The 20,939-nt window shown below is 39.4% G+C and carries 17 protein-coding genes; 7 read left to right on the top strand and 10 right to left on the bottom strand.

What is annotated here, in order from left to right; genetic code table 11:
* Positions 1-11: 11 nt before the first annotated feature.
* The 6 genes from SYJ56_RS11610 to SYJ56_RS11635 all read right to left on the bottom strand — a co-directional run bounded on the left by SYJ56_RS11610 (position 12) and on the right by SYJ56_RS11635 (position 6,391).
* A complete protein-coding gene (locus SYJ56_RS11610; RefSeq protein WP_323834265.1) occupies positions 12-602 on the bottom strand; it encodes a DUF4142 domain-containing protein in 591 nt (196 codons plus the stop codon).
* 150 nt (positions 603-752) lie between these two features.
* Entirely contained in the window at positions 753-1,883 is a 1,131-nt protein-coding gene (locus tag SYJ56_RS11615; RefSeq protein ID WP_323834266.1) for a hypothetical protein, read from the bottom strand.
* Positions 1,884-1,924: 41 nt separating this feature from the next.
* Complete coding sequence (locus SYJ56_RS11620; RefSeq protein WP_323834267.1) at positions 1,925-3,064, bottom strand: hypothetical protein; 1,140 nt, start codon at positions 3,062-3,064, stop codon at positions 1,925-1,927.
* A gap of 62 nt (positions 3,065-3,126) precedes the next feature.
* A complete protein-coding gene (locus SYJ56_RS11625; RefSeq protein ID WP_323834268.1) occupies positions 3,127-4,260 on the bottom strand; it encodes an aldose epimerase family protein in 1,134 nt (377 codons plus the stop codon).
* Between the two features lie 135 nt (positions 4,261-4,395).
* The gene (locus SYJ56_RS11630; RefSeq protein WP_323834269.1) at positions 4,396-5,766 is read right to left on the bottom strand and encodes an amidohydrolase family protein; all 1,371 of its coding nucleotides are present in this window, start codon (positions 5,764-5,766) and stop codon (positions 4,396-4,398) included.
* Positions 5,767-5,893: 127 nt separating this feature from the next.
* The gene (locus SYJ56_RS11635) at positions 5,894-6,391 is read right to left on the bottom strand and encodes a gluconokinase (RefSeq protein ID WP_323834270.1); all 498 of its coding nucleotides are present in this window, start codon (positions 6,389-6,391) and stop codon (positions 5,894-5,896) included.
* A 408-nt stretch (positions 6,392-6,799) separates the two neighbouring features.
* Between SYJ56_RS11635 and SYJ56_RS11640 the strand changes: the two genes are divergently transcribed.
* Positions 6,800-9,127: a glucosamine-6-phosphate isomerase gene (locus SYJ56_RS11640; RefSeq protein ID WP_323834271.1), complete on the top strand. Its 2,328-nt coding sequence runs from the start codon at positions 6,800-6,802 to the stop codon at positions 9,125-9,127.
* Positions 9,128-9,210: 83 nt separating this feature from the next.
* Positions 9,211-10,071, top strand: coding sequence for an ROK family protein (locus SYJ56_RS11645; RefSeq protein ID WP_323834272.1), 861 nt, complete (start codon positions 9,211-9,213; stop codon positions 10,069-10,071).
* A 141-nt stretch (positions 10,072-10,212) separates the two neighbouring features.
* On the opposite strand, the gene SYJ56_RS11650 is transcribed toward SYJ56_RS11645, so the two are convergent.
* A complete protein-coding gene (locus tag SYJ56_RS11650; protein WP_323834273.1) occupies positions 10,213-10,857 on the bottom strand; it encodes a bifunctional 4-hydroxy-2-oxoglutarate aldolase/2-dehydro-3-deoxy-phosphogluconate aldolase in 645 nt (214 codons plus the stop codon).
* A 295-nt stretch (positions 10,858-11,152) separates the two neighbouring features.
* Between SYJ56_RS11650 and SYJ56_RS11655 the strand changes: the two genes are divergently transcribed.
* Together SYJ56_RS11655 and SYJ56_RS11660 are read left to right on the top strand one after the other, a co-directional pair.
* Positions 11,153-12,028, top strand: a complete 876-nt coding sequence (locus SYJ56_RS11655) for a UDP-2,3-diacylglucosamine diphosphatase (RefSeq protein ID WP_323834274.1) — start codon at positions 11,153-11,155, stop codon at positions 12,026-12,028.
* Positions 12,025-13,140 carry a glycosyltransferase family protein gene (locus SYJ56_RS11660; RefSeq protein ID WP_323834275.1) on the top strand — a complete coding sequence of 372 codons (1,116 nt, stop codon included), beginning with the start codon at positions 12,025-12,027 and terminating at the stop codon, positions 13,138-13,140. Before SYJ56_RS11655 ends, SYJ56_RS11660 begins: the two co-directional genes overlap by 4 nt.
* 14 nt (positions 13,141-13,154) lie before the next feature.
* Here the strand turns inward: SYJ56_RS11660 and SYJ56_RS11665 are convergent, their stop codons facing one another.
* Positions 13,155-15,740: a M56 family metallopeptidase gene (locus SYJ56_RS11665; RefSeq protein ID WP_323834276.1), complete on the bottom strand. Its 2,586-nt coding sequence runs from the start codon at positions 15,738-15,740 to the stop codon at positions 13,155-13,157.
* Complete coding sequence (locus SYJ56_RS11670; protein ID WP_323834277.1) at positions 15,737-16,105, bottom strand: BlaI/MecI/CopY family transcriptional regulator; 369 nt, start codon at positions 16,103-16,105, stop codon at positions 15,737-15,739. Before SYJ56_RS11670 ends, SYJ56_RS11665 begins: the two co-directional genes overlap by 4 nt.
* A 311-nt stretch (positions 16,106-16,416) precedes the next feature.
* Here SYJ56_RS11670 and SYJ56_RS11675 point away from each other — a divergent pair, with 311 nt between their 5' ends.
* From SYJ56_RS11675 to SYJ56_RS11685, 3 genes are all read left to right on the top strand, one after another.
* Complete coding sequence (locus SYJ56_RS11675) at positions 16,417-19,092, top strand: MGH1-like glycoside hydrolase domain-containing protein (protein ID WP_323834278.1); 2,676 nt, start codon at positions 16,417-16,419, stop codon at positions 19,090-19,092.
* On the top strand, positions 19,064-19,666 hold the full coding sequence (locus SYJ56_RS11680) for a ribonuclease HII (protein ID WP_323834279.1): 603 nt from the start codon (positions 19,064-19,066) through the stop codon (positions 19,664-19,666). The genes SYJ56_RS11675 and SYJ56_RS11680 overlap by 29 nt, the downstream gene beginning before the upstream one ends.
* 172 nt (positions 19,667-19,838) lie before the next feature.
* Entirely contained in the window at positions 19,839-20,168 is a 330-nt protein-coding gene (locus SYJ56_RS11685; RefSeq protein WP_323834280.1) for a DMT family transporter, read from the top strand.
* Here SYJ56_RS11685 and SYJ56_RS11690 read toward each other — a convergent pair whose 3' ends face one another.
* Entirely contained in the window at positions 20,169-20,885 is a 717-nt protein-coding gene (locus SYJ56_RS11690) for a DUF502 domain-containing protein (protein WP_323834281.1), read from the bottom strand. It abuts the gene before it with no gap.
* Between the last annotated feature and the right edge of the window lie 54 nt (positions 20,886-20,939).

Genomic DNA, 20,939 nt, shown 5'->3' on the forward strand with positions numbered 1-20,939 from the left:
ATTCTGACTTCTTATATGTTTTCAAGTTCTAGTTCAGCTTTCACAAGTCTAGCATCTTCTCTGTGATCTTTTACTTTACCTAGCGTCTTGTCAGAAAAAGCTTTCATGGTATTATTCTCTCCATTGTCAATCTGGTTTTCATAGACTGGCATCGAATTATCCAGCGATTCTAGTTGAAAATCGATAAAAGCCATATCGAATTCCTCTCCGCTCAAAGCTGCCAATTCATCATACTTGGTTTGCATCGCATCTGATATTTCGCCAGATATCTCCACGTCTGTTCCATTTACAATTCCCTCTAGTTCCGTCTTACTTTCTGTATTTTCAGATAGGAGCATAGTGCCATATTCTAAAACAGAATCATCTTCACCGTTGTCTAGTGCCAGTTGCCCAAAATTAATTTGTGCATTCAAATTTTCAGAGGAAGAAATTGCAAAATTTCTGTCTTGCTGATTATAAGTAGTCAGAATCGGATCATCATCATCATCTTCGCAGGAAGTCATTCCTACTAGGAGAAATGATGAAAGCAAAATAGCTCCAGTATTTCTTGCTCTTCTACTGAAGGTTTTTGCCGTTGTTTGGTTTACATTACTTGTTCTCATAATAATTAGTTGGTTTAGTGTCCTTCTCTATTCTTACAAGTACCATTCCCATGGCGTTTCCAGCCATTCAAGACCATTTCCGGGATTTCCCCATGAGTAATGCCTACTCAGTCTGTTGAAAATTTTGCTCTTATAGCAAATAAAAAGTTCTCACTTTTCTACGATCTCCCAGATCTCAAAGGGATAATAGTCCAGTTCTTCTTCTTGATTCACCACTTTCACAAGCACCCTATTGTTTGGAAGAGACATTTGAATCAAACCTGAAGGAATCGTCAACTCTCCCGGTATCTGAACTCCATTCTTAAAAAGTATTATTCTATGAAAATCAGGATCTATAAATCTGTATGGTTTTTCCTCACTTTTCTTTAACTCATTCGCAGCCTCTGAAATCTCCTTGACATAAATAAGTGCCCCCAGATCCGAGTTAAATTTTAAGATCATATAGTTCATCGAATAAAGAGGGGTTCTATTTGAAAAAGCCAAATTTGACTCCCTAAGAGGAATATCATCCAAGGCTCTAAAAAATTCATGTTTGACCGGGATTCTTTGAATTACATTCCAGTTGATAGGATTGTAAACAGTGATTTCATTATCAATAGAGGTAGTAAAATAAAAATCTCCATTCCTATCATCAAGAGTAAAAATAGGAATAGCAACTGCTGGAAACTCTTCATTTTCAATTCCTTGATAAACTTTTCTACTAGACAACAATACTTCCGACTGGATAGATTTACTAGCAGCATCATAATATTCCACCAAATTGATTTTTGAGGGAACCCAGTGACGCCCCGTATTAATACCCATATTGGAAGCAGTCGTAATAAATGATACTTGCGAACCCTTAGTTAACGGAACAAACTTGGACCATGGCCCAGTATACACGACAGTAGTATTCTTCGGCTCAAACTTAACTCTATTAATCAAATTGAAATCTAAGTCATATTTCAAAAGCTCTATTGAAGTTTGTACCCAAATATTCCCATCAGGAGAAAAACCCATAGTCAATGCCGATGACCTGTAATCTTTAGGCCCCTCTCCCTCACGTTTTTGACTGGCTAGTATCTTCCCATTTGCATCAAAAATAGCCAGCTCGATGCCCTCGGATCTTTTGTCAATAAAACCGACAAAAATATCTCTCTTGGGATCATAATCCCGAATGCCAACAGGTGCTAGACTCTCTACACGGATTTCTTTTACTTTTTTGAACGTATAATGCTGGGCTACTAACGGACTGCCTATCAAAATAAGTATTGCTACTAAAAATGGATTTCTGATTTTCATTATTGTGTTATTGTGGTAAGTATTCACCCTAGGTTATCGTATTAATTTTCAACCAGTTCCCAAATCTCAAATGCATAATAATCCAATTCCTCTTCCTCATTAACCACTTTCACAAGAACTCTATTATTTGGCAAAGTCATTTGAATCGGCCCAGAAGGTATAGTCAACTCACCTGGTAACTGAACTCCGTTCTTAAAAAGTATAATTCGTTGAAATTCGGGATTATTCATGCGGTAGGGCATAACCTGACTTTTCATCAGTTCCAATGTGGCCTCCGAAATCTCTTTTAAATAAACAAGCCCTAATAAATCCAAGTCAAATTTTAAGATCTTTTCATTCGTTGAATAACGGGGCATTCCACCAGAAAAAGCCAGATTCGACTCTCTCAGTGGTATATCATTCAAAGCTTTAAAAAATTCATGTTTTACTGGTATTCTTTGAATCACGTTCCAATTAATGGGATTGTACACTGTAATTTCATTATCAACAGAAGTAGTGAAATACAAATTACTATTCTGAGAATCAATGGTAAATATTGGATTAATTCTCACAGGAAATACCTTATCTTCTATTCCTTCAAAAACTTTTCTGCTAGATAATGCGATCTCTGATTTAATTGTTCTACTAGCTGCATCATAGTAATCAATCATTTCTATTTTGCGTGGAGGAACATCATTAAACACAATATTATTAATGTTGGATCCGTTTACTATAAATGAAACTTCCGTCCCCCTATTTAATGGAACAAACTTAGATCGTGGTCCAGAATTTAAAACAAACGTGGTTACCTTCGGTTCATATTTCACCTTACTAATCCGATTGAATTCAAGGTCGTATTTCACAAGCTCTAGTGAAGTCTGAACAAACACTTCACCCTCTGGAGAAAATCCCATGGACAATGCGGGTGACTGGTAATCTTCCGGTTCTTCACCCTGTCTTTTTTGACTAGTAACTATTTTGCCATTTGCATCGAACACTGCTAGCTCTATGCCCTCAGATCGTTTATCGATAAAGCCCACAAAAACATTTCTCTTTGGGTCATAATCCCTAATCCCTACTTCTGCAAGGCTCTCAACTCGGAATTCTCTCACTTTTTTAAAAGTATATTCCTGAGCAGAGAGAGTGAGAGATAAAAAAGTGGTGCTTAACGCTAGTACAGTTTTGGCTAGTTTGTTTCTCATGGGTTTAGTCGATTGACAATCAATCTAACTAAAAAGACTCTAAATGAAAACTTAAACCTACGTTAATCTACACCAAACACATATACAATCTCATGCACGTACGTTTCTCCTGGAGCAAGACTTGACGAGGGAAAATCAGGCTTGTTTGGGCTGTCTGGCCAAGCCTCTGGCTCCAAGCAAAGTGCCCAATGCGGCTGGTAAGTCTTGCCATCAGCTCCGGCAAAATCACTTATATGGTTGGCTGTATAAAGCTGCACACCAGGTGCAGTAGAAAAGACCTCCATAGTACGTCCACTGGCTGGATGCTTGACGATTGCGATTTTCTTGAGCTCTGAGGAATTTGTTCTCTTGGTGACATAATTATGGTCAAAGCCTTCTCCCAATGCTTCCAATTGTGCTCCTAGGTTTTTTGGTGTTTGAAAATCAAAAGCTGTCCCATCTACACTCTTCACTTCTCCGGTAGGAATCTGGCCAGGACCCGTTGGTGTAATCGCGTCTGCAAAAATCTGTAACTCGTGATCCCGCACATCTCCTGAGATTCCACTCAGGTTGAAATAGGAATGATTCGTCAGATTGATGACAGTTTTCTTGTCGGTGGTAGATTCAAAACGAAGCTTAAGTTCATTAGCGCTGGTCAACTCCATCCAAAGTGTAGTCATTAGATTACCAGGAAAACCTTCTTCCCCATCCACGCTTAAGTAAGTCATTTTCACGCCTACGGCACTTTCATTCTTATAGACTTCAGGCGTCCAAACTTTCACGCCGAAACCCTTCGCTCCGCCATGCAAGGTATTCTCTCCATTGTTTTTTGTCACGAGAAAAGTCTTCTCATCCAAAGTAAACGAAGCCTGCCCTATTCTATTAGCATATCGACCCACTGCAGCTCCTAGATAAGGACCATTCTTAGTAAAGTAATCCTCTACATTTTCTAGAGCCAACACGATATTCTCAAGCTTCCCATCTTTGTCAGGAGTTATTATTCTAGAAACTATACCTCCAAAATTGGTCAACTCAACCTGCATCTTCCCATTCTCAAGGGTATATTTAAAAACATCTTTGCCATCCCAAGTGGCAACTTTTTCCTCTTTGATTGATAGGCTAAGTTCTTCTTGAATCACTGTCGATTTGGATTGAGCTATACAGGCAGAGCCTGAAATAAGTATAGCTAATATTACGATTTTCGTTTTTAGGTTCATTATTGGGTAGTTGATAATTATAAAATTTTAAGATTTGGAAATTACGCGGGGAGTTAAACTTAGCTTAAATGTCTGAATCTCTTGAATATCGGTCCCTCTGTATTCCAAATCTCCAACACTTTAATCGTCTGAAAACTACTCCCTTTTATAATTTACAGCAATCTTTTCCAGTTGTTTTTTAAGCTCATTTCTATCATATATCTTTCCTTTCATTACCACCATAAATGGCTCTTTCAAAGTGGCTAAATCTTCCAAAGGATTATTTCTCACCAATACGAAATCTGCAGAAGCTCCCTTTTTGATCACTCCCCATTCTCCCTCCTGATCAAAATATCTCGCCGGGTTGACAGATCCAGATTTTAAAATCTCATAGTTTGACATTCCAGCCTTAGACATCAACTCTATCTCATGATGGATGGAAAATCCAGGAACATTAAAAACCTGAGGTGAATCAGAAGACATCAGCATGGGAACTCCGGCTTCATGGAGTGTCATAAATAGCTTGTTCCTAAATTCGAGATAAGGTTGCACATGCTCCTTTGTCAAAACTCCTGATTGCTCATAAGGAGTCTTTGCATTGATCCAACGCTGAACTTGCTCAGCGGACATATACTTCATTTCGGGAATGTTACGATATTCCTCAGCGGGCTTTGACCCAAAATACCGATCAAAAAGTGTCAAAGTAGGAGCCATCCAAGCGCCCGTCTCAAGCGTCAAATCCACTAATTCCGGCAACTTACTTAGATCAACTTCATCGACCAAAAGCATAGTGAACGGTCCGGCTATCTTTGAATCCAAAACACGTGAATAATCAGGAATCATCGCTTCTATGTAACCATCCATGTGCTCGATTGATTTGTAGCCACCTTTTAGACTGGCTTCCAATCCCACATTTAGGGAAACGTGTCCTCCGAATGGAATCTTCAACTCTTTGGCAGTTTTGGAAATCGCCATAAACTCATCCATCTCCAATCCCGGATGCAACTTAAGATGTTCATAACCGGCGGCTTTTTCGTCTCTTACCATTTGCTCAGCCTGCTCAGGAGAAGAAACGGAAGATCCACTAAAAGACGGTCCAGAAAGATACAATCTCGGCCCATCCAATTCACCGGCATCTATCCTAGCTTTCAATGGTAAATGCGATGCATGTCCAATCATTCCCCTCACCCGCAAAACACCATTTGCCAGATAAAGCCACATGGCTTCTTCCTGAAGTCCTGTATTCCCATTTTGAGCTACTGGAATATGGGAATGAAACTCCGCTAAACCTGGATAGACGTAATATCCATTTCCATCAATAACCTGATCACCATTGAAATCAAATGGCTCTGACATAGGTGCTATTTTGATGATTTTACCATCGCCCACCAGAATAGACTGGTCATTTAGCACCATGTCATTTTCCATGGCTACAATATTCACATTTGAAATAAGATAAGTCTGCGAAAATCCAGTTAAAACTGATATATGAATCAGCAGAATCAAGGGGAAAAGTATCTTTTTCATAACATAGCGAATGAGATGGAAGCTTTAATTTCGTCTATAAAGCGACCTAAAACAATCCTTTACGGAAAAAAGTACCCTCTGAGACGATGTAATCTCTCAGTTATCCCTCCTAATGACTTCTTGTTTTTTAGTTGCCGCTGTTGACAGGAACACCCAAATATCTCATTGCTTCTGCATGCATTTCCTCTGGAGTTTGCAAAATATTCAGCTTCAACCCATATCGAGGTTCCTCCCATGTCGCAAATTGCGAATCCAACATAGTCGCTTTCATGTAGTGGTTTTTGCGTGCAAGCATGCGTCTCCAAATTAAATCACGATCTCCTTTGAGATGAATCCAATGCACATTTTCCTTCCCCTTTAGAATTTCGCGATAGCTTTCTTTTAGGGCTGAACAAGCCAACACAGCTCCTCCAGTTTTCTCATGTTTGACCAATAGATCTGCTAAGGATTGAAGCCAAGGCATCCTATCCTCATCATTCAGCGGAAACCCTTGGCTCATTTTTTCAATATTCTTTATAGGATGAAAATTATCTGCATCAAAAAAAGGTAAGTCCAAGGCATCGGCCAAACCCAATCCAATAGTTGTTTTTCCGGTTCCTGAGACTCCTGTGACGATAATTAGCATGTGTGAAAGTTAAGAAAAATATTTTCCAGACCTCAAGAATCTCTAAAAGTTGAATTTTGGTAAACAAATTCAGTTGCCCTCTCCTAAACTAGGAGTTAATATAAATGAAGCCAAAGAAACTTCCCTATCCATCATCTCATGACACTTTTTGTAAAAACTAATAAAACTCAATGCTTAGGTGCTAAAAAATAAAACTTTTATAAAATTTTTGTAAAAGATCGATTTATTAAAAAACATTTTTTAGATTTGTTTAAGTAAGTTACCAGAGGAAAAAATATTCAGACTGTAAGTATTATCCAGAGATTCCTTTATAATTTACTTTCTATCGAAATAGTAACGCATTGATTACACAGCATTTAAAAAAAGCTTATCTAAAATAGTCCTAATAATCAAACCTGTCCAAACAGTATGCTAAGTAAGTATCCACTTTCAGAAGTTGAAAAAAGTTTTCTTCAGGAATCTGGTGTAGAGAAAATCACCACCCTCATTCCTTACCTTCAAGTTGACAATTTTCCTAAACTTGGCTTGTTGACCGCGTGCCGGTTTTTGGAATGGGCTGCAGCAAACCCAGAGGGTGTCATTAGTTTGCCAACAGGCAAAACACCTGAATTTTTCATCAAATGGACTCAGTTCCTACTTGAAAACTGGGATAATAAAAAAGGCAAAGATGTAAGAGAAAAATACGGGTTAGGCAATACTAAAAAGCCGATTTTGAAAGATCTGACATTTGTGCAGATTGATGAATTCTACCCGATTTCTTCCAAGCAGAATAATAGCTTTTACGACTACGTTAATAAATTCTATATCCAGGGATTTGGCCTTTCGAAAGAAAAAGCCATTCTGATTAATTCAGATGAGATCCCTTTGGCAGGTGGACTACATTTCAAAGAAGTTTTTCCTGACCTGAAAGTTGATCTTTCATTAAGATTTCGTGACCCTAAAAATGATCATGAAAAACTACAGCAGCAATCCATCTACATGATCGATCAATGGTGTGGTGAATACGAGCAAAAAATCAGAGATGCTGGCGGAATTGGTTTCTTCTTAGGTGGAATAGGCCCAGATGGACATATCGCATTTAATACCAGAGGCTCGCATTTATTCTCTGTGACTCGATTGACAGAAACTAATTTTGAAACGCAAGCGGTAGCTGCAGGAGATCTAGGAGGTATTGAAGTTTCATCAAATCGACTAGTAATTACTATTGGATTAGATACAATTGTATACAATCCAGAAGCTGTTGCAATTATCATTGCGGCAGGTGAAGCAAAAGCTGGGATCGTAAAAGATTCTCTTGAAACTCCGCTGAATAACGTCTTCCCGGGTACAGTTCTTCAGAAGCTTAAAAACGGCAGATTCTATGTCACAAAAGGCGCTGGTGTGAAGCTCACAGATTCTGTGGATGCCTATTATGAAAAAGGAGAATGGACTTGGGAAAAAACTGAGCGATCTGTAATCGATCTTTGTAAAAAACTAGGCAAATACGGACACAGAATCAAACTTTCTGATTTAAAGGCAGATAAATATACTAGGCTAATCCCTGATTTGTCTGAGGAGACTGTAAATCAAGTAATGGCAAGTATTGAGAAGAAGCTATCTAAAGGGTTAGAACAAGAAAGAAATGAGGTGCTTCTTCATACTGGTCCGCACCACGATGATATCTCACTAGGCATTTTACCACATATCACCAATCAGCTTCATGAGCCCAGTAACGAGGCTCACTTCTCTGTCCTGACTTCTGGCTTTACGGCTGTGACGAATACTTTTGTAATCGACACGCTCCAGCATACCAAGAAGCTTCTGGATAACGGCCAGATCCAAATGGTTCATTTTGAAGATTTCTTTGAGGTAGGCTATAGTCTTAAAACCGACAAAGACGTCTATCACTACCTCACCAATGTAGCTTCTGAGGATGCTGATCAGCGATTGAGAGGACTTTGCCATCGAGTAGTGAGAGCTTTGGTAATCGTCTATGATATCAAGAATAAAACGCAACTTAGAGAAACAATTAATGATGTAATTAGTATTCTTAAGAATAGCTATGATGGCGAGAAGAATTCTTCGAAAGTCCAGAAACTAAAAGGGATGATTCGTGAGTTTGAAGAAGAACTAGTTTGGGCACATTTTGGAGTACAGGTAAAAAATGTCCATCATCTAAGACTTGGCTTCTATACTGGAGATATTTTCACTGAGCAACCAGACAAAGATCGCGATGTAGAACCGATCGTGGAAATGTTTAGAAAAGTAAACCCTACAAAGATTAGTTTAACGCTTGATCCAGAAGGATCTGGTCCAGATACTCACTACAAAGTGCTTCAAGCTACTGCGGCCGCTGTGAAAAAGTGGGGAGAAGAGAAAGACATCAGCAAATTGAGAATCATTGGTTACAGAAATGTATGGTTCAAATTCGAACCACATGAGGCTAACGTGATAGTCCCAGTTTCTCTAGGTGATATGTCAGTAATGGAAGATTCCTTTGCCAATTGCTACATGAGTCAGGTGAATGCATCCTTCCCGAGCTATTCGCACAATGGTAAATTCAGTACTGTCGCAAAAAGAATCTGGGTGGATCAGCTAGATGCAATTCAGCTTTTGCTGGGTAAGAATTACTTCTACCAGCATGATCGTGCTAAAGTAAGATCTAGTCATGGACTGATTTTCTTCCGGGATATGAATGTGGAAGAATTCCTAGCCACCGCAAGAGAGCTGGAGAAGTCAATAGAAGGAATGCTATAAGAGAAAGATTAACCTAAGCTGTGACTAAATCCTGTCAGTCGCAGCTTTTGTAATAAACCTATCAACCATATTATTTGTAGCGAATGGAAAAAGCCATTTTGGGATTAGACATCGGAGGCACCGGAATCAAAGGTGGCGTGCTAATTAATGGACATTTGGAAGATATCCGATCCATTGTTACGCCCGCTAAAGAAAGTAAAGAGTTTATTCTAGAGACCATTGCGGAATTTATTGAAACCTATCTCTCATACGACTTAGTTGGAATTGGTGTCGGCATACCTGGTCTGGTAGATGTACGTGAAGGCATAGTTTTGGGTCTTTCGAACATCCCCGCATTTCAGCACGTGGAGTTGAAGAAATTTTTAACCGAACGGTTTTTAAAGCCGGTTTTCATTAATAATGATGCAAACTGCTTTGCATCCGGTGTACATAAATTCGGTGTAGGCAAGAAATTTAATCATCTGGTAGGACTTACGTTGGGCACTGGTATTGGTGGGGGAATTGTAATCAATGGACACCTTTACAGCGGCGTAAATTCCGCTGCTGGAGAATGGTGCAGTGCCGCCTATTTGGATCATGATTTTGAGCATTATTGCAGTGGTAAGTTTTTTGAAAGATACTATCACAGTAAACCAAAGGCTCTAGCCAAGCAGGCACTCGCTGGAGATCCCACAGCCATAAAAGCATTTGATGAATATGGTCATCATTTAGGAGAACTCATTAAACATATACTGTACGCTCTGGCTCCTGAGGCAGTCATATTAGGTGGATCTATCAGAAAAACATACCCTCTTTTCAAAAAGTCACTTTTCAATTCAATTTCTTCATTCAATTACCCAACTGTCATTGAGCGATTTGAGATTTTACTTTCAGAAATGGATGAAACCGCTATTCACGGGGCTGTAGCTTTAGTAGAATTGGAAAATGAGGTAGTAAATAATTAGGTATAAATTGGTTTGTAGTTTAATTAAGGTGGCTTTTTTAAAAGGCCACTTTTTTTGATCAAAACCAACTATAACATACTATTAAGTCCTCGCAGATATCCCGCTTTCTCTTTAAACGAATTTTGATCTACACATGACTTACTATATAAAATCTGAAACCTCAGCTTTGATACTGGCGAAGTGCTTTTTCAAGCCATCAAAATCTCCTTCATTCACCAATTTTTTATCAATCAGAGAACTTCCCATTCCTACACCGCAGGCTCCCGCTTCAAAAAACGATTTGATATTTGTCTTAGAAACTCCCCCGGTGGGAAGTAGTTTAATTTTATCCAGCGGCCCCAGTACGTCTTTGATAAATTGAACACCTAATTGAGTTGCTGGAAATAGCTTGACCGCTGAAGCCCCCAAAGACCAAGCTTTATATATCTCAGTTGGTGAAAAGGCTCCGGGGAAAATCGGGATATGCTCATTCACAGCATGCTCAATGACTGTCTCATCTATAATGGGCGTCACAATAAACTGCGCTCCAGCATCAAGTGCTTCCCGAAGTTCAGTCAAATTACACACCGTTCCTGCACCTACATTTAGTGATGGAAATTTACTGCGCAAAGTAGAAATTGTCTTGGCTGCACCTAAGGTGTTCATCGTGATTTCAAGCGTAGTAAGTCCTGCATCTTCATAGGCTTGCGCTATTTTCAAAACTGTTTCAAGCGATTGTCCTCGAATTATTCCGACAATTGGTGCTTTTTGATAACGCTCCCAAAAAAGTGAATTTGAAATTTTCATGTGATTTTGATTTCCTTTTTCAAACAGATACGTGCTTGATTCTACAAGATAAAAACTGCGGGCTGAACTTCAAGAAATATATTCAGAGCTGCTACTTGATCTAAATCTTTCTGCTCTCAGCTATTCCAAATTCAAAGATACATTATGGTTTTGCAGCTTAGAACGGTCTTTTTCACATCTTTTTAACACTAAGATTACATTAGAACCCCAAACCTAAGTAATCTTACTATTTTTTTAATAATGCCCTGACACTGAGTTCAATTGGAGGTTATACCTTTCAACCAAAACCAGAATAGTGAAGACCCAATTCAAAACGATAGTAGTATCCGATGTACATTTGGGTACAAAAGGCTCAAAAGCCAAAGAGATCGCACGGTTTCTCAAGCAGTACAACTGTGAGAATCTCATTCTGAACGGCGACATCATCGACGGATGGCAACTGAAGAAATCGGGATCCTGGAAAAGGAAACACACCCGTTTTTTCAACCGAATCCTGAAAATGATTGAGAATCATAGTACCAAGGTGTACTATCTGCGCGGAAATCATGATGACTTTCTGGATCAGATCCTTCCATTTCAGATGGGAAATCTATCCATCCAAAAAGACATGATCTACGAAAGTCATGGCAAAAAGTACTTCATCACGCATGGTGACGTATTTGACAGTATCACCACCAATCTTCGCTGGATCGCCTATTTGGGGGATATTGGCTATACTTTTTTGCTTTGGCTGAATAGCGTAGTCAATCATTACCGGATAAAGCGAGGCCTCCCCTATTTTTCTCTCTCTCAGTATGTAAAAGGTAAGGTGAAATCAGCTGTTTCCTACATTGATCAATACGAGGAAGAACTTGCGAAAATGGCTAAGGCAAAAGGATGTGATGGTATCATTTGTGGCCATATCCACAAACCTGAAAACAGAATTATCGACGGAATAGAATACATGAATTCTGGTGACTGGGTAGAGACGATGAGCGCTTTGGCAGAAGATCATGATGGAAATTGGCAGTTGATCTATTACAATGAAATCAACTTCAAAGAAGCTCATGATGACAGCCTGCAGCAATTCTTCATCGGCAAGCCAGAAACTACTATAATCCCAATGAGAGAGGTTTCCTTTGAAGCACCAAAGGATGATTTGGAACCACCAGCATTTACTTCCATCCAATGACGTTTCTATTTATTGTCCAAGCTGAAGGTCGTGGACATATGACTCAAGCCATTGCTTTTTCCAACATGCTCAGAAAGCAAGGCCATGAATTAGCAGGAGTTATTTTAGGTAAAAGTAAGCGCAGGACAATTCCTGAGTTTTTCTCCAGAGAAATATCAGCTCCCATCCATCTGGTAGATAGTCCGAATTTTGCTTGTGACAAAGAGGAAAAGAAGATTTTAATAGGGAAAACGATCCGTCAAAATCTCGCTAAAGCATCTATTTTTTGGCAAAGTCTGAGAGAGATTCATGAGGTAGTTAAAGCTGAACAGCCTGACATTATCCTGAATTTTTACGATTTACTGGGTGGCATTTACAATGGGATTTTCAAACCAAAAGCTCAGTATTGGGTGATTGGACATCAGTATTTGATTTATCATCCCAACTTCAAATTTGCTCCTGCGAAAGGATTTAACAAGTTTTTTTTCAAGTTCAACACCCGACTGACAGCCTTAGGAGCCTCGGAAAAGCTCGCGCTTTCATTTTACCAATTAGAATCCACGGATAAAATCACTGTAGTACCTCCATTGCTCAGAGAGGATGTGAAAAAACTCACCCCGACTTCAGGAGACTTTTTCCTTACCTACATAGTCAATAGCGGCTATAGTGCGGAAGTTCTTTCTTTTGCGAAAGCAAATCCTCACCTGCACATGCGGGTCTACTGGGATAAAAAAGATGCTGCCGAGAATGAGTATCCATTGCCAAACTTGAGTTTTCATAGAGTTCATGACAAGAACTTCCTTCGAGACATGGCAGCTTGTAAAGGATTAGTCAGCACAGCAGGATTTGAATCAATTTGTGAAGCAATGTATCTAGGCAAGCCCGTGATGGTGATTCCAGTAGCTGGTCAATATGAACAAGCTTGTAATGCCTTGGACACTGCATATTCTGGAGCTGGTATTGCCTCGGAAAACTTTGACTTCGCAAAGCTAGATAAGGTAATACAGGCAAATTTTATAACAGATAATTCTTTCCAGGATTGGGTAAGCACCTGGCCCCAGACATTCGAGCTAATCCTGCCCGAAACAAAAATGACTGAACCAGACTTTATTCTGACTCAGTCATTTTCATGATCTAATTAGTATCACTAGCAGTTGTTCAATGCTCTTTGCTCTGGAGTGAGCTCAGATATAGCTTTGAAAACCACCTTACCATTTTCTTCTACTCGATAATAAGGAAAATTGACCATTTTGACTTGTCTCCGCGCAGGAGCACCCAATCTCAGGAATTTAAGTTGAAGCTCATTGTACATTAGAAACAAATTATTTCGCTCCTCCATGGATAAGGAAGCATCATTTCGCCCTTTGTTGCGCATCAACTCATACTGGTAAAAGACTTTTTTGTAATCCTCTACTTGTTCTTCATGAGTAGCTGGCGGAGGAGGAAGAGGAGGATATTTTTTATGCTCTTCAGCAGTTAGATCCCTTCCAAATTTGTAATAAACTTCACCATCCGATTCCAATTTCATGTATGGTGCAAAAGGACGAACAGGATACTTTACTTTCGGTTTATCATGAAATGGGACATGTAGATAGATAGTCCATAACTCTGAAAACATTTCTGTTAACTTGTCCTGTTCTGCTTTACTTCTCTTGACGAAATGTGGGGATTGGTTTCGAAGCTTTTCGTAAGCTGAATTAGCATCTTTGTATGATTGAAGATCATTTTTTATCTGAGCTGCTTTTACTCCCGGAGGCCATTTGTCTTGAGTTTCTACTTTCTGTTCGGCGACAGGATCCTTACTTTGTTGGTCAGGAGCAGAATTTTTAGGTGGATATTTAGTTTTCCAATCTAGTGGTGGTGGTGGTAGTAGAGGTGGTATTAACTCTGGGTCAACGTCCTTCAGTTCACTTCTATCTATATAATAATGTATTTCTCCATCCTTAACTAGCTTTGTATAAGGATAAATGGGTATATACAGAGGATTAGCTCGATAACTCAGAAGTGATTGTACTTGTGACCTCATTTTATCGCTAAACTGATAATACATCGCATCTAATTCAAAATACAACGCTTCCAATATTGCCTGATCTTTTCGGGATCTGTTGAGGTAATGAGGTTCGCCGCTTCTCAGACTTTCATATTCCGCAAACTTTTGAGAAAAGTACTCCACTGGATTAGCATAATTAGAAATATCCACTAAATAAATTGCGGTAGGAGTAATAGTAATAAATCCTTTTCCATTTTTCAGTCTTGTCACTTCTTCTACATATGACTCAGTGAATGAATTGTAGGATAAAGAAGGATCGCCATCAGGAGTAAAAAAGATGTGCGGAATTTTAGAAGCTTTATTTCCCCTATCATCCTCACTAGAAGGTGATAATAACATAGACCGCTCTTTATCTGTGAGCTCCGAGTAATTTTTAGATATATAATACATTTGAACTTTTTCTACTCGAAATCTAACATCGCTGTAAAATTTAGCTTTCTCCTCTTCCTGAGCCTCATTTGTTTTCCTCCCAGAATCAACATAATAAATCCTTCTAATATCCAGCTCTCTAAGCATCCCCTGGAAATCGCTCAATTCTCCCATTGAAACTTCAGGCTGGGTAATTAAATTAATGGTAAGGTGCTTTTCTACTGGTTCAGTTTTTCCTATTAGGACTTTTATCTCCTCAATACTATATTCTTTATCATTTGACCTATAAACACCATTGGGTTTCAGTTCAAGTGTAAGGTCAAAATCAACTTCACCTGCATCTGAAGCATTTACATATACCTCACCTATCCTATCACTATCATCCACTTTTGCAGCAACTTTATCACTGAAAAAATAGACTAATAGGCCTAGCACGGGTACCAAGACCAAAATCTTGATCCAGCTTTTTCCGCTTACTGTTTTTCTCTTCATCATTTCAAATCGTTTTTTGGTTAATGAAAAATTTAGACTGCTTGCCAAGCCATATTTCTGCTCCGCTAGCATCATAGCTATTAGTTGACTTTCGTATTTCTCTAAGGGAGTGCTTTGCAAAGCTATTTGGTCCGCGATAAATTCATGATTCAGCTTGATGCTAGCTTTAGCCCAGTGCAAGCCGGGATGAAACCAAAGCGGTATGAGCAAAGCTTCAATAAAAAGGTTATCCCAACTGTGTTTTTCCTGAATATGCGTACACTCATGGGCGAAAACGGCATCAGTGAATTTCCCACTGTCCAGATCAGATTCTGCTACAAAAATGTATTCAAGAAAAGAGAAAGGAAGGGTGTCTTCCTTAAGCAAAACAAGCGTCTGTCCACGGTAATTAATTTTAATGTTTCGCTGGATCTTATTGACTAGAACCTTAATGTTTCGCCCAAATCTGTATAAGAAAACAAGGGAAATCAGCCCATAAAACCCAAATAAAAGGTATTCCCAATTAAATTGAGATTCTGGAACTGCAGCAAACACCTGCTCCCGATTAAGATCCTGACTTGTTGCTTCAAAGTTAGTAGGCTCAGTAATCATGTCAGATGGATCAGCTTCAAAGGCACCTAGCTCAGAAATCACTTCGGTTGGATCAGTAACTATTTCCTGAGGAACTTCAATCGTATAAAGTGGAATAAGAAAAGATGCAACTACCGAGAACAGCAGAAAGAATCGGTTGAATCTATGTAATACTTCACGCTGCAAAAGCACCCTGTGAACCAGAAGCAACAAAAGTAGGCAGGCTATGGATTTGATTAGGTAAAGGGTCATTTTTTCTGATTTAGCTGGTCTTCGATTATACTTTTGAGTGCTATCAACTCCTCTTCGGAGAGCTCGGTCTTTTTAGTAAAAAAAGACGCAAACTGTGCTGGCGAATCGTTAAAAAAGTTCTTGATCAAACCTTTTAGGTGCTTTGAAAAATAATTTTCTTTTGTAACCATTGGATAGTATTCGCGCAACTTCCCATTGGCTTCATATCCCACAAATTCCTTGTCCTGCATACGCTTCAATAGTGTAGAGATGGTGGTAGAGGCAGGTTTTGGATTAGGATAAGCATCCATTAGATCTTTCATAAAAGCTCGCTTAAGCCTCCACAAATGGTTCATCAATTCTTCTTCAGCTCTTGATAGTTTCATTACCTTTGGATTAAATTACATCTACAAATGTAGATTAATATTTCATATCTACAAGTGTAGACGTGAAATCATGAGTTAATTTCTGTGAAAGAATCTTTTCCATAAATATTACTTAAGAAATAATAACTCCTGAAAAAATGATGAAATATAGCAAATCATCTGACTTTCAGAATATCCAACAATTGAACGGGATGTATTTTTAATTACCAATTCAAAAAAAAATCCGCAGTATTTCTAAATGGAACTCGGTTTTTCAAGCAATAATTAATAGAAATTAATAATTTCGAAGATTGCCCTAGAGAGAGAATTACATGTCAGCTGAAAATATAAGATTACAAGAAGATAGGAACCACACTAAACATTGGAAAAAATGGGGGCCTTACCTCACAGAAAGGCAATGGGGAACAGTTCGGGAGGATTATAGTCCCGACGGTTCAGCATGGGAAAATGTCACTCATGATGATGCCAGAAGTAAAGCATATCGTTGGGGAGAGGAAGGTATTGGTGGTATTTCTGATAACAAGCAGAAGTTTTGCCTAGCTTGGGCATTTTGGAATGGTAAAGATCCTTACCTGAAGGAACGTCTGTTTGGGTTGACCGGAAATCAAGGTAACCACGGAGAGGATGTAAAGGAGATTTATTACTACTTGGACTCAACTCCTACACACAGCTATATGAAGATGCTATATAAGTATCCTCAAGCCGAATATCCTTATCAACACCTCTTAGAAGAAAATATCAAGCGAAGTAAATTAGATCCTGAATATGAGCTGATAGATACAGGGATTTTTGACGAGGACAAATACTTTGACATCTTTATTGAGTATGCAAAGCAAGATATAGAAGACATCGTTGCGGTAGCTACTATTCATAATCGAGGTCCAGAAGAAGCCAAAATATGGGTGATGCCTACTTTTTGGTTTCGTAAGACTTGGTTTACCGGGCACGAACCATTTATGCCTAAGCTTACCAAAACTGGAGACACTACCATCAAAGCATACAATCCCAAATCAGGCAATTATTCTATCACATTTGATGGAGAGCCTGACTTGAAATTTTGTGATAACGAAACCAATCGTGAACGGATTTATAACATCGGAAATGAGAAAAAATTTCTCAAAGATGCGATTAACGACTTTGTTGTTCAAGGTGATGCCAGCCACATCAATCCCGAAAATAAAGGAACAAAGGCGGCGGCAATCTATGAAATCACTATTCCCGCCGGTGAAAGCAGGCAGGTAAAACTTAGGCTTCAACATCAAATAGAAGATAACCCTCTTGAAATCTGTGACAAATGCCTAGAGAAGCGTAAAAAAGAAGCAGACGAATTCTATGCACCACTCCAAAAACGTGTTACTGACGATGATTTAGTAAATATCCAACGTCAGGCTTATGCAGGGATGATGTGGTCAAAACAATTCTATTATTATGATGTAGAGCGATGGCTGGAAGGAGATCCTGGTAGATATGTGCCACCTTTAGTGCGCAAGAAAGGCAGAAATAGCGACTGGAGACACTTGCAAAACTATGATATCATATCCATGCCAGATAAGTGGGAATACCCGTGGTATGCTGCTTGGGATCTGGCATTTCACTGCATCCCTCTGGCGAGGATAGATCCAGAATTTGCGAAGGGTCAGCTTCTGCTCCTTCTAAATGAATGGTATATGCACCCTAATGGGCAAATACCGGCCTATGAGTGGAATTTCTCAGATGTGAATCCACCTGTGCATGCTTATGCCGTCCAGCGGGTTTATCAGATTGATAAAAAAGCAAATAATGGTGTTGGCGATCATGAGTTCCTAGAAAGAGCACTGCACAAATTGATGCTCAATTTCACCTGGTGGGTCAATCAGAAAGATAGTGATGGCAAAAACATCTTTGAAGGTGGATTTCTTGGTTTGGATAATATTTCTGTATTCGATAGAAGCCACGCACAGAAATATCATGGCAAACTAGAACAAGCGGATGCTACCTCTTGGATGGCTATGTTCTCTTTGAATTTACTACGTATTTCACTTGATCTGTGTGAGTTCAATACAGTCTATCAGTTCACGGCAACCAAGTTTCTTGAGCACTTTCTTTACATCGCGGGAGCCATGAGCAATATCTCTGAAGAGCATATTTCTCTTTGGGATGATGAGGACAATTTCTTCTACGACGTATTTCACATTCCTGGAAAAGATCCCCGTAAAATGAAGGTGCGCTCTATTGTAGGTTTAATTCCGCTATTCGCAGTGGAACCGATACGTGAAGATCTTTTCGCCAAACTTCCTGAGTTTAAAAAACGATTGGATTTTTTCCTTCGGGAAAAGCCAAAATTGGCAGCCCTTGTATCTAGCTGGATACAGCCAGGCTATGACAAGCGTAGGTTATTTTCTCTTTTGAGAGGGCATAGAATGAAAAGTGTTTTGCAAAAAATGTTGGATTCCAACGAATTTCTAAGTGATTACGGCATAAGATCACTCTCCAAATACCATGAGAAAAATCCATACTCTATGAAAATAGGAGGAGAAACGCTATCTGTTAAATATACTCCTGGAGAATCTGACACCGTGATGTTTGGTGGTAATTCCAACTGGCGAGGACCTATTTGGTTTCCTATCAACTTCCTTCTCATCGAATCCCTAAAGAAGTTTGACTTCTACTATGGAGGAGATTTCTCTATAGAATACCCTACCGGTTCAGGCAAATATATGACTATGGACATTGTTGCGAAGGAGCTTTCATTCCGCTGCATGAAGATCTTCATGAAAGACGAAAATGGAAATAGGCCAGTATATGGAGCCACCCACAAAAAATATCAGGAAGACCCACATTTCAAGGATTATATCCTCTTCTATGAGTATTTCCATGGAGACAGTGGTGCAGGCTTAGGTGCATCTCATCAGACAGGTTGGACAGGTTTGGTAGCAGAGATGATTCATAAATACTACAAAATCAGAGAAGATCAGCACCATGATTCTAAAACCCTTTTTAGGAGCTAATAGAATAGAGGCAGGATGTGATGAAGTCGGGCGGGGATGTCTAGCAGGACCAGTGGTAGCTGCAGCGGTGATACTGCCGGCAGACTATTCCAATCCATGGATCAATGACTCCAAGAAGCTCGGTAAAAAGCAGCGGGAAGATTTGATTGAGGAGATCAAAGACAAGGCATTGGCTTGGCAGATAGCTGAGGCCAGTGTGGCTGAAATCGACAAAATAAATATTCTGAATGCTTCCTTTCTTGCAATGACCCGCGCAGTGCAAGGCTTGAAAGTCCTTCCAGAGCATCTACTGATCGATGGTAACCGATGGAAATCCCAATTAAGCATCCCGTATACCTGCGTGATCAAAGGCGACGGTAAATATGCCAGCATAGCAGCTGCTTCCATACTAGCCAAAGTACATCGAGATCAGTTTATGGAAAGACTGGCAAAAGAGTTTCCACATTACGCTTGGGAGCGAAATGTCGGCTACCCCACCAAAGCACATAGGACAGGGATCGAAGATCATGGAGACTGCATCTGGCATAGAAAGAGTTTTCGATTGTTGAAGGAGCAAATATTGTTAGACTTCTAATTCAGTATCTTCACCCTAATCCATCTCAGTTTTCAATTACCAAGAACATGTGGTATGGGGACTGTGAGAGAATCAATAACGAAACTGGGCTGTAGGCGGGTGGAAGTTTCATCTTGCGCTTTTGTCTTTCCGGTAGGCATAATTTGTAATCTTTGCAGCTAAAAAATACCCTATGAATTGGATATTATTGATCATCGGCGGATTATTTGAAGTGGGTTTTGCCTCCTGTCTCGGCAAAGCAAAGTACGCTACTGGAATAGCTGTTTATGGTTGGTATGCAGGCTTTATAGCCTGCCTAACTATCAGCATGCTTCTTTTGATTAAAGCAACCCAAACCCTTCCTATAGGAACTGCTTATGCTGTATGGACAGGGATTGGTGCAGCAGGAACTGTGCTGGTGGGAATTTTTGTATTCAAGGAATCAGCTGAATTTTGGAGAATTTTTTTCCTAGTTACGCTAATTGGCTCTATTATAGGATTGAAATTCGTGTCTTCAAACTGATTAAACAGGCTTATTCATAGTATCCAAGGCGTCGTCTAGCTCACTCTTTTTGATTTCCTGCTCGCTACCCTTCGTTAGTATATCAGTTAGCTCCATTCCTGCCAGCATGCTGGCAGTACCGGTCCCCATTCCCATGACCGTCCGCATGGCATCTTGGGTACTAACACTCAAAAAGGTAATAAGCTCTTTTGGCACATGATAAATATTACCATTAGTGGGGTTTGGCGCGGTAGGAACAAATACCGTATAAAGCGTATCGTTAATTTGATCCGTGATAAAACCAGTCATCATGGTACCTGATCTAAAAGGATCTAAAAGCACTACCTCCGAGAAAGGAAGCTTTTTCAAACCTATAAATTGATAAACAGTCTGATGAATTAAATTATAAAGTGGAAGTTTGGTGAGGTATTTCTTTTCAAAGCTTTTAAAATAAACCTTACCAATTTTATTACGGACAAGGAGCCCTATTAAAAATACAAATAAACAAAATATGGCCAGTGAAAGCACATTAATCAGCCAATGTGGATCTTCGGAACTTGGTTCCAAAGCGGAACTAAGTGGAGCTACAATCCCAAAAATAAAATTGAATACAATCGAAATAAGTATTAAAATAATGGTGAGCGGAAGTAGGATCAAAAAACCCTGAATCAAGCTATCAAGAATTATCCCTCTTTCAGTTTTCTCTTCTACTACCGGGGATTTGGGTTCAGTTTTCATTGGGAAAAGGGGAGTCTAAAGTAGCACGAAACCTATTAGCTAGGAATCGTGCAA

The organism is Algoriphagus aurantiacus (assembly GCF_035156405.1).
Classification (GTDB): Bacteria; Bacteroidota; Bacteroidia; order Cytophagales; family Cyclobacteriaceae; genus Algoriphagus; species Algoriphagus aurantiacus.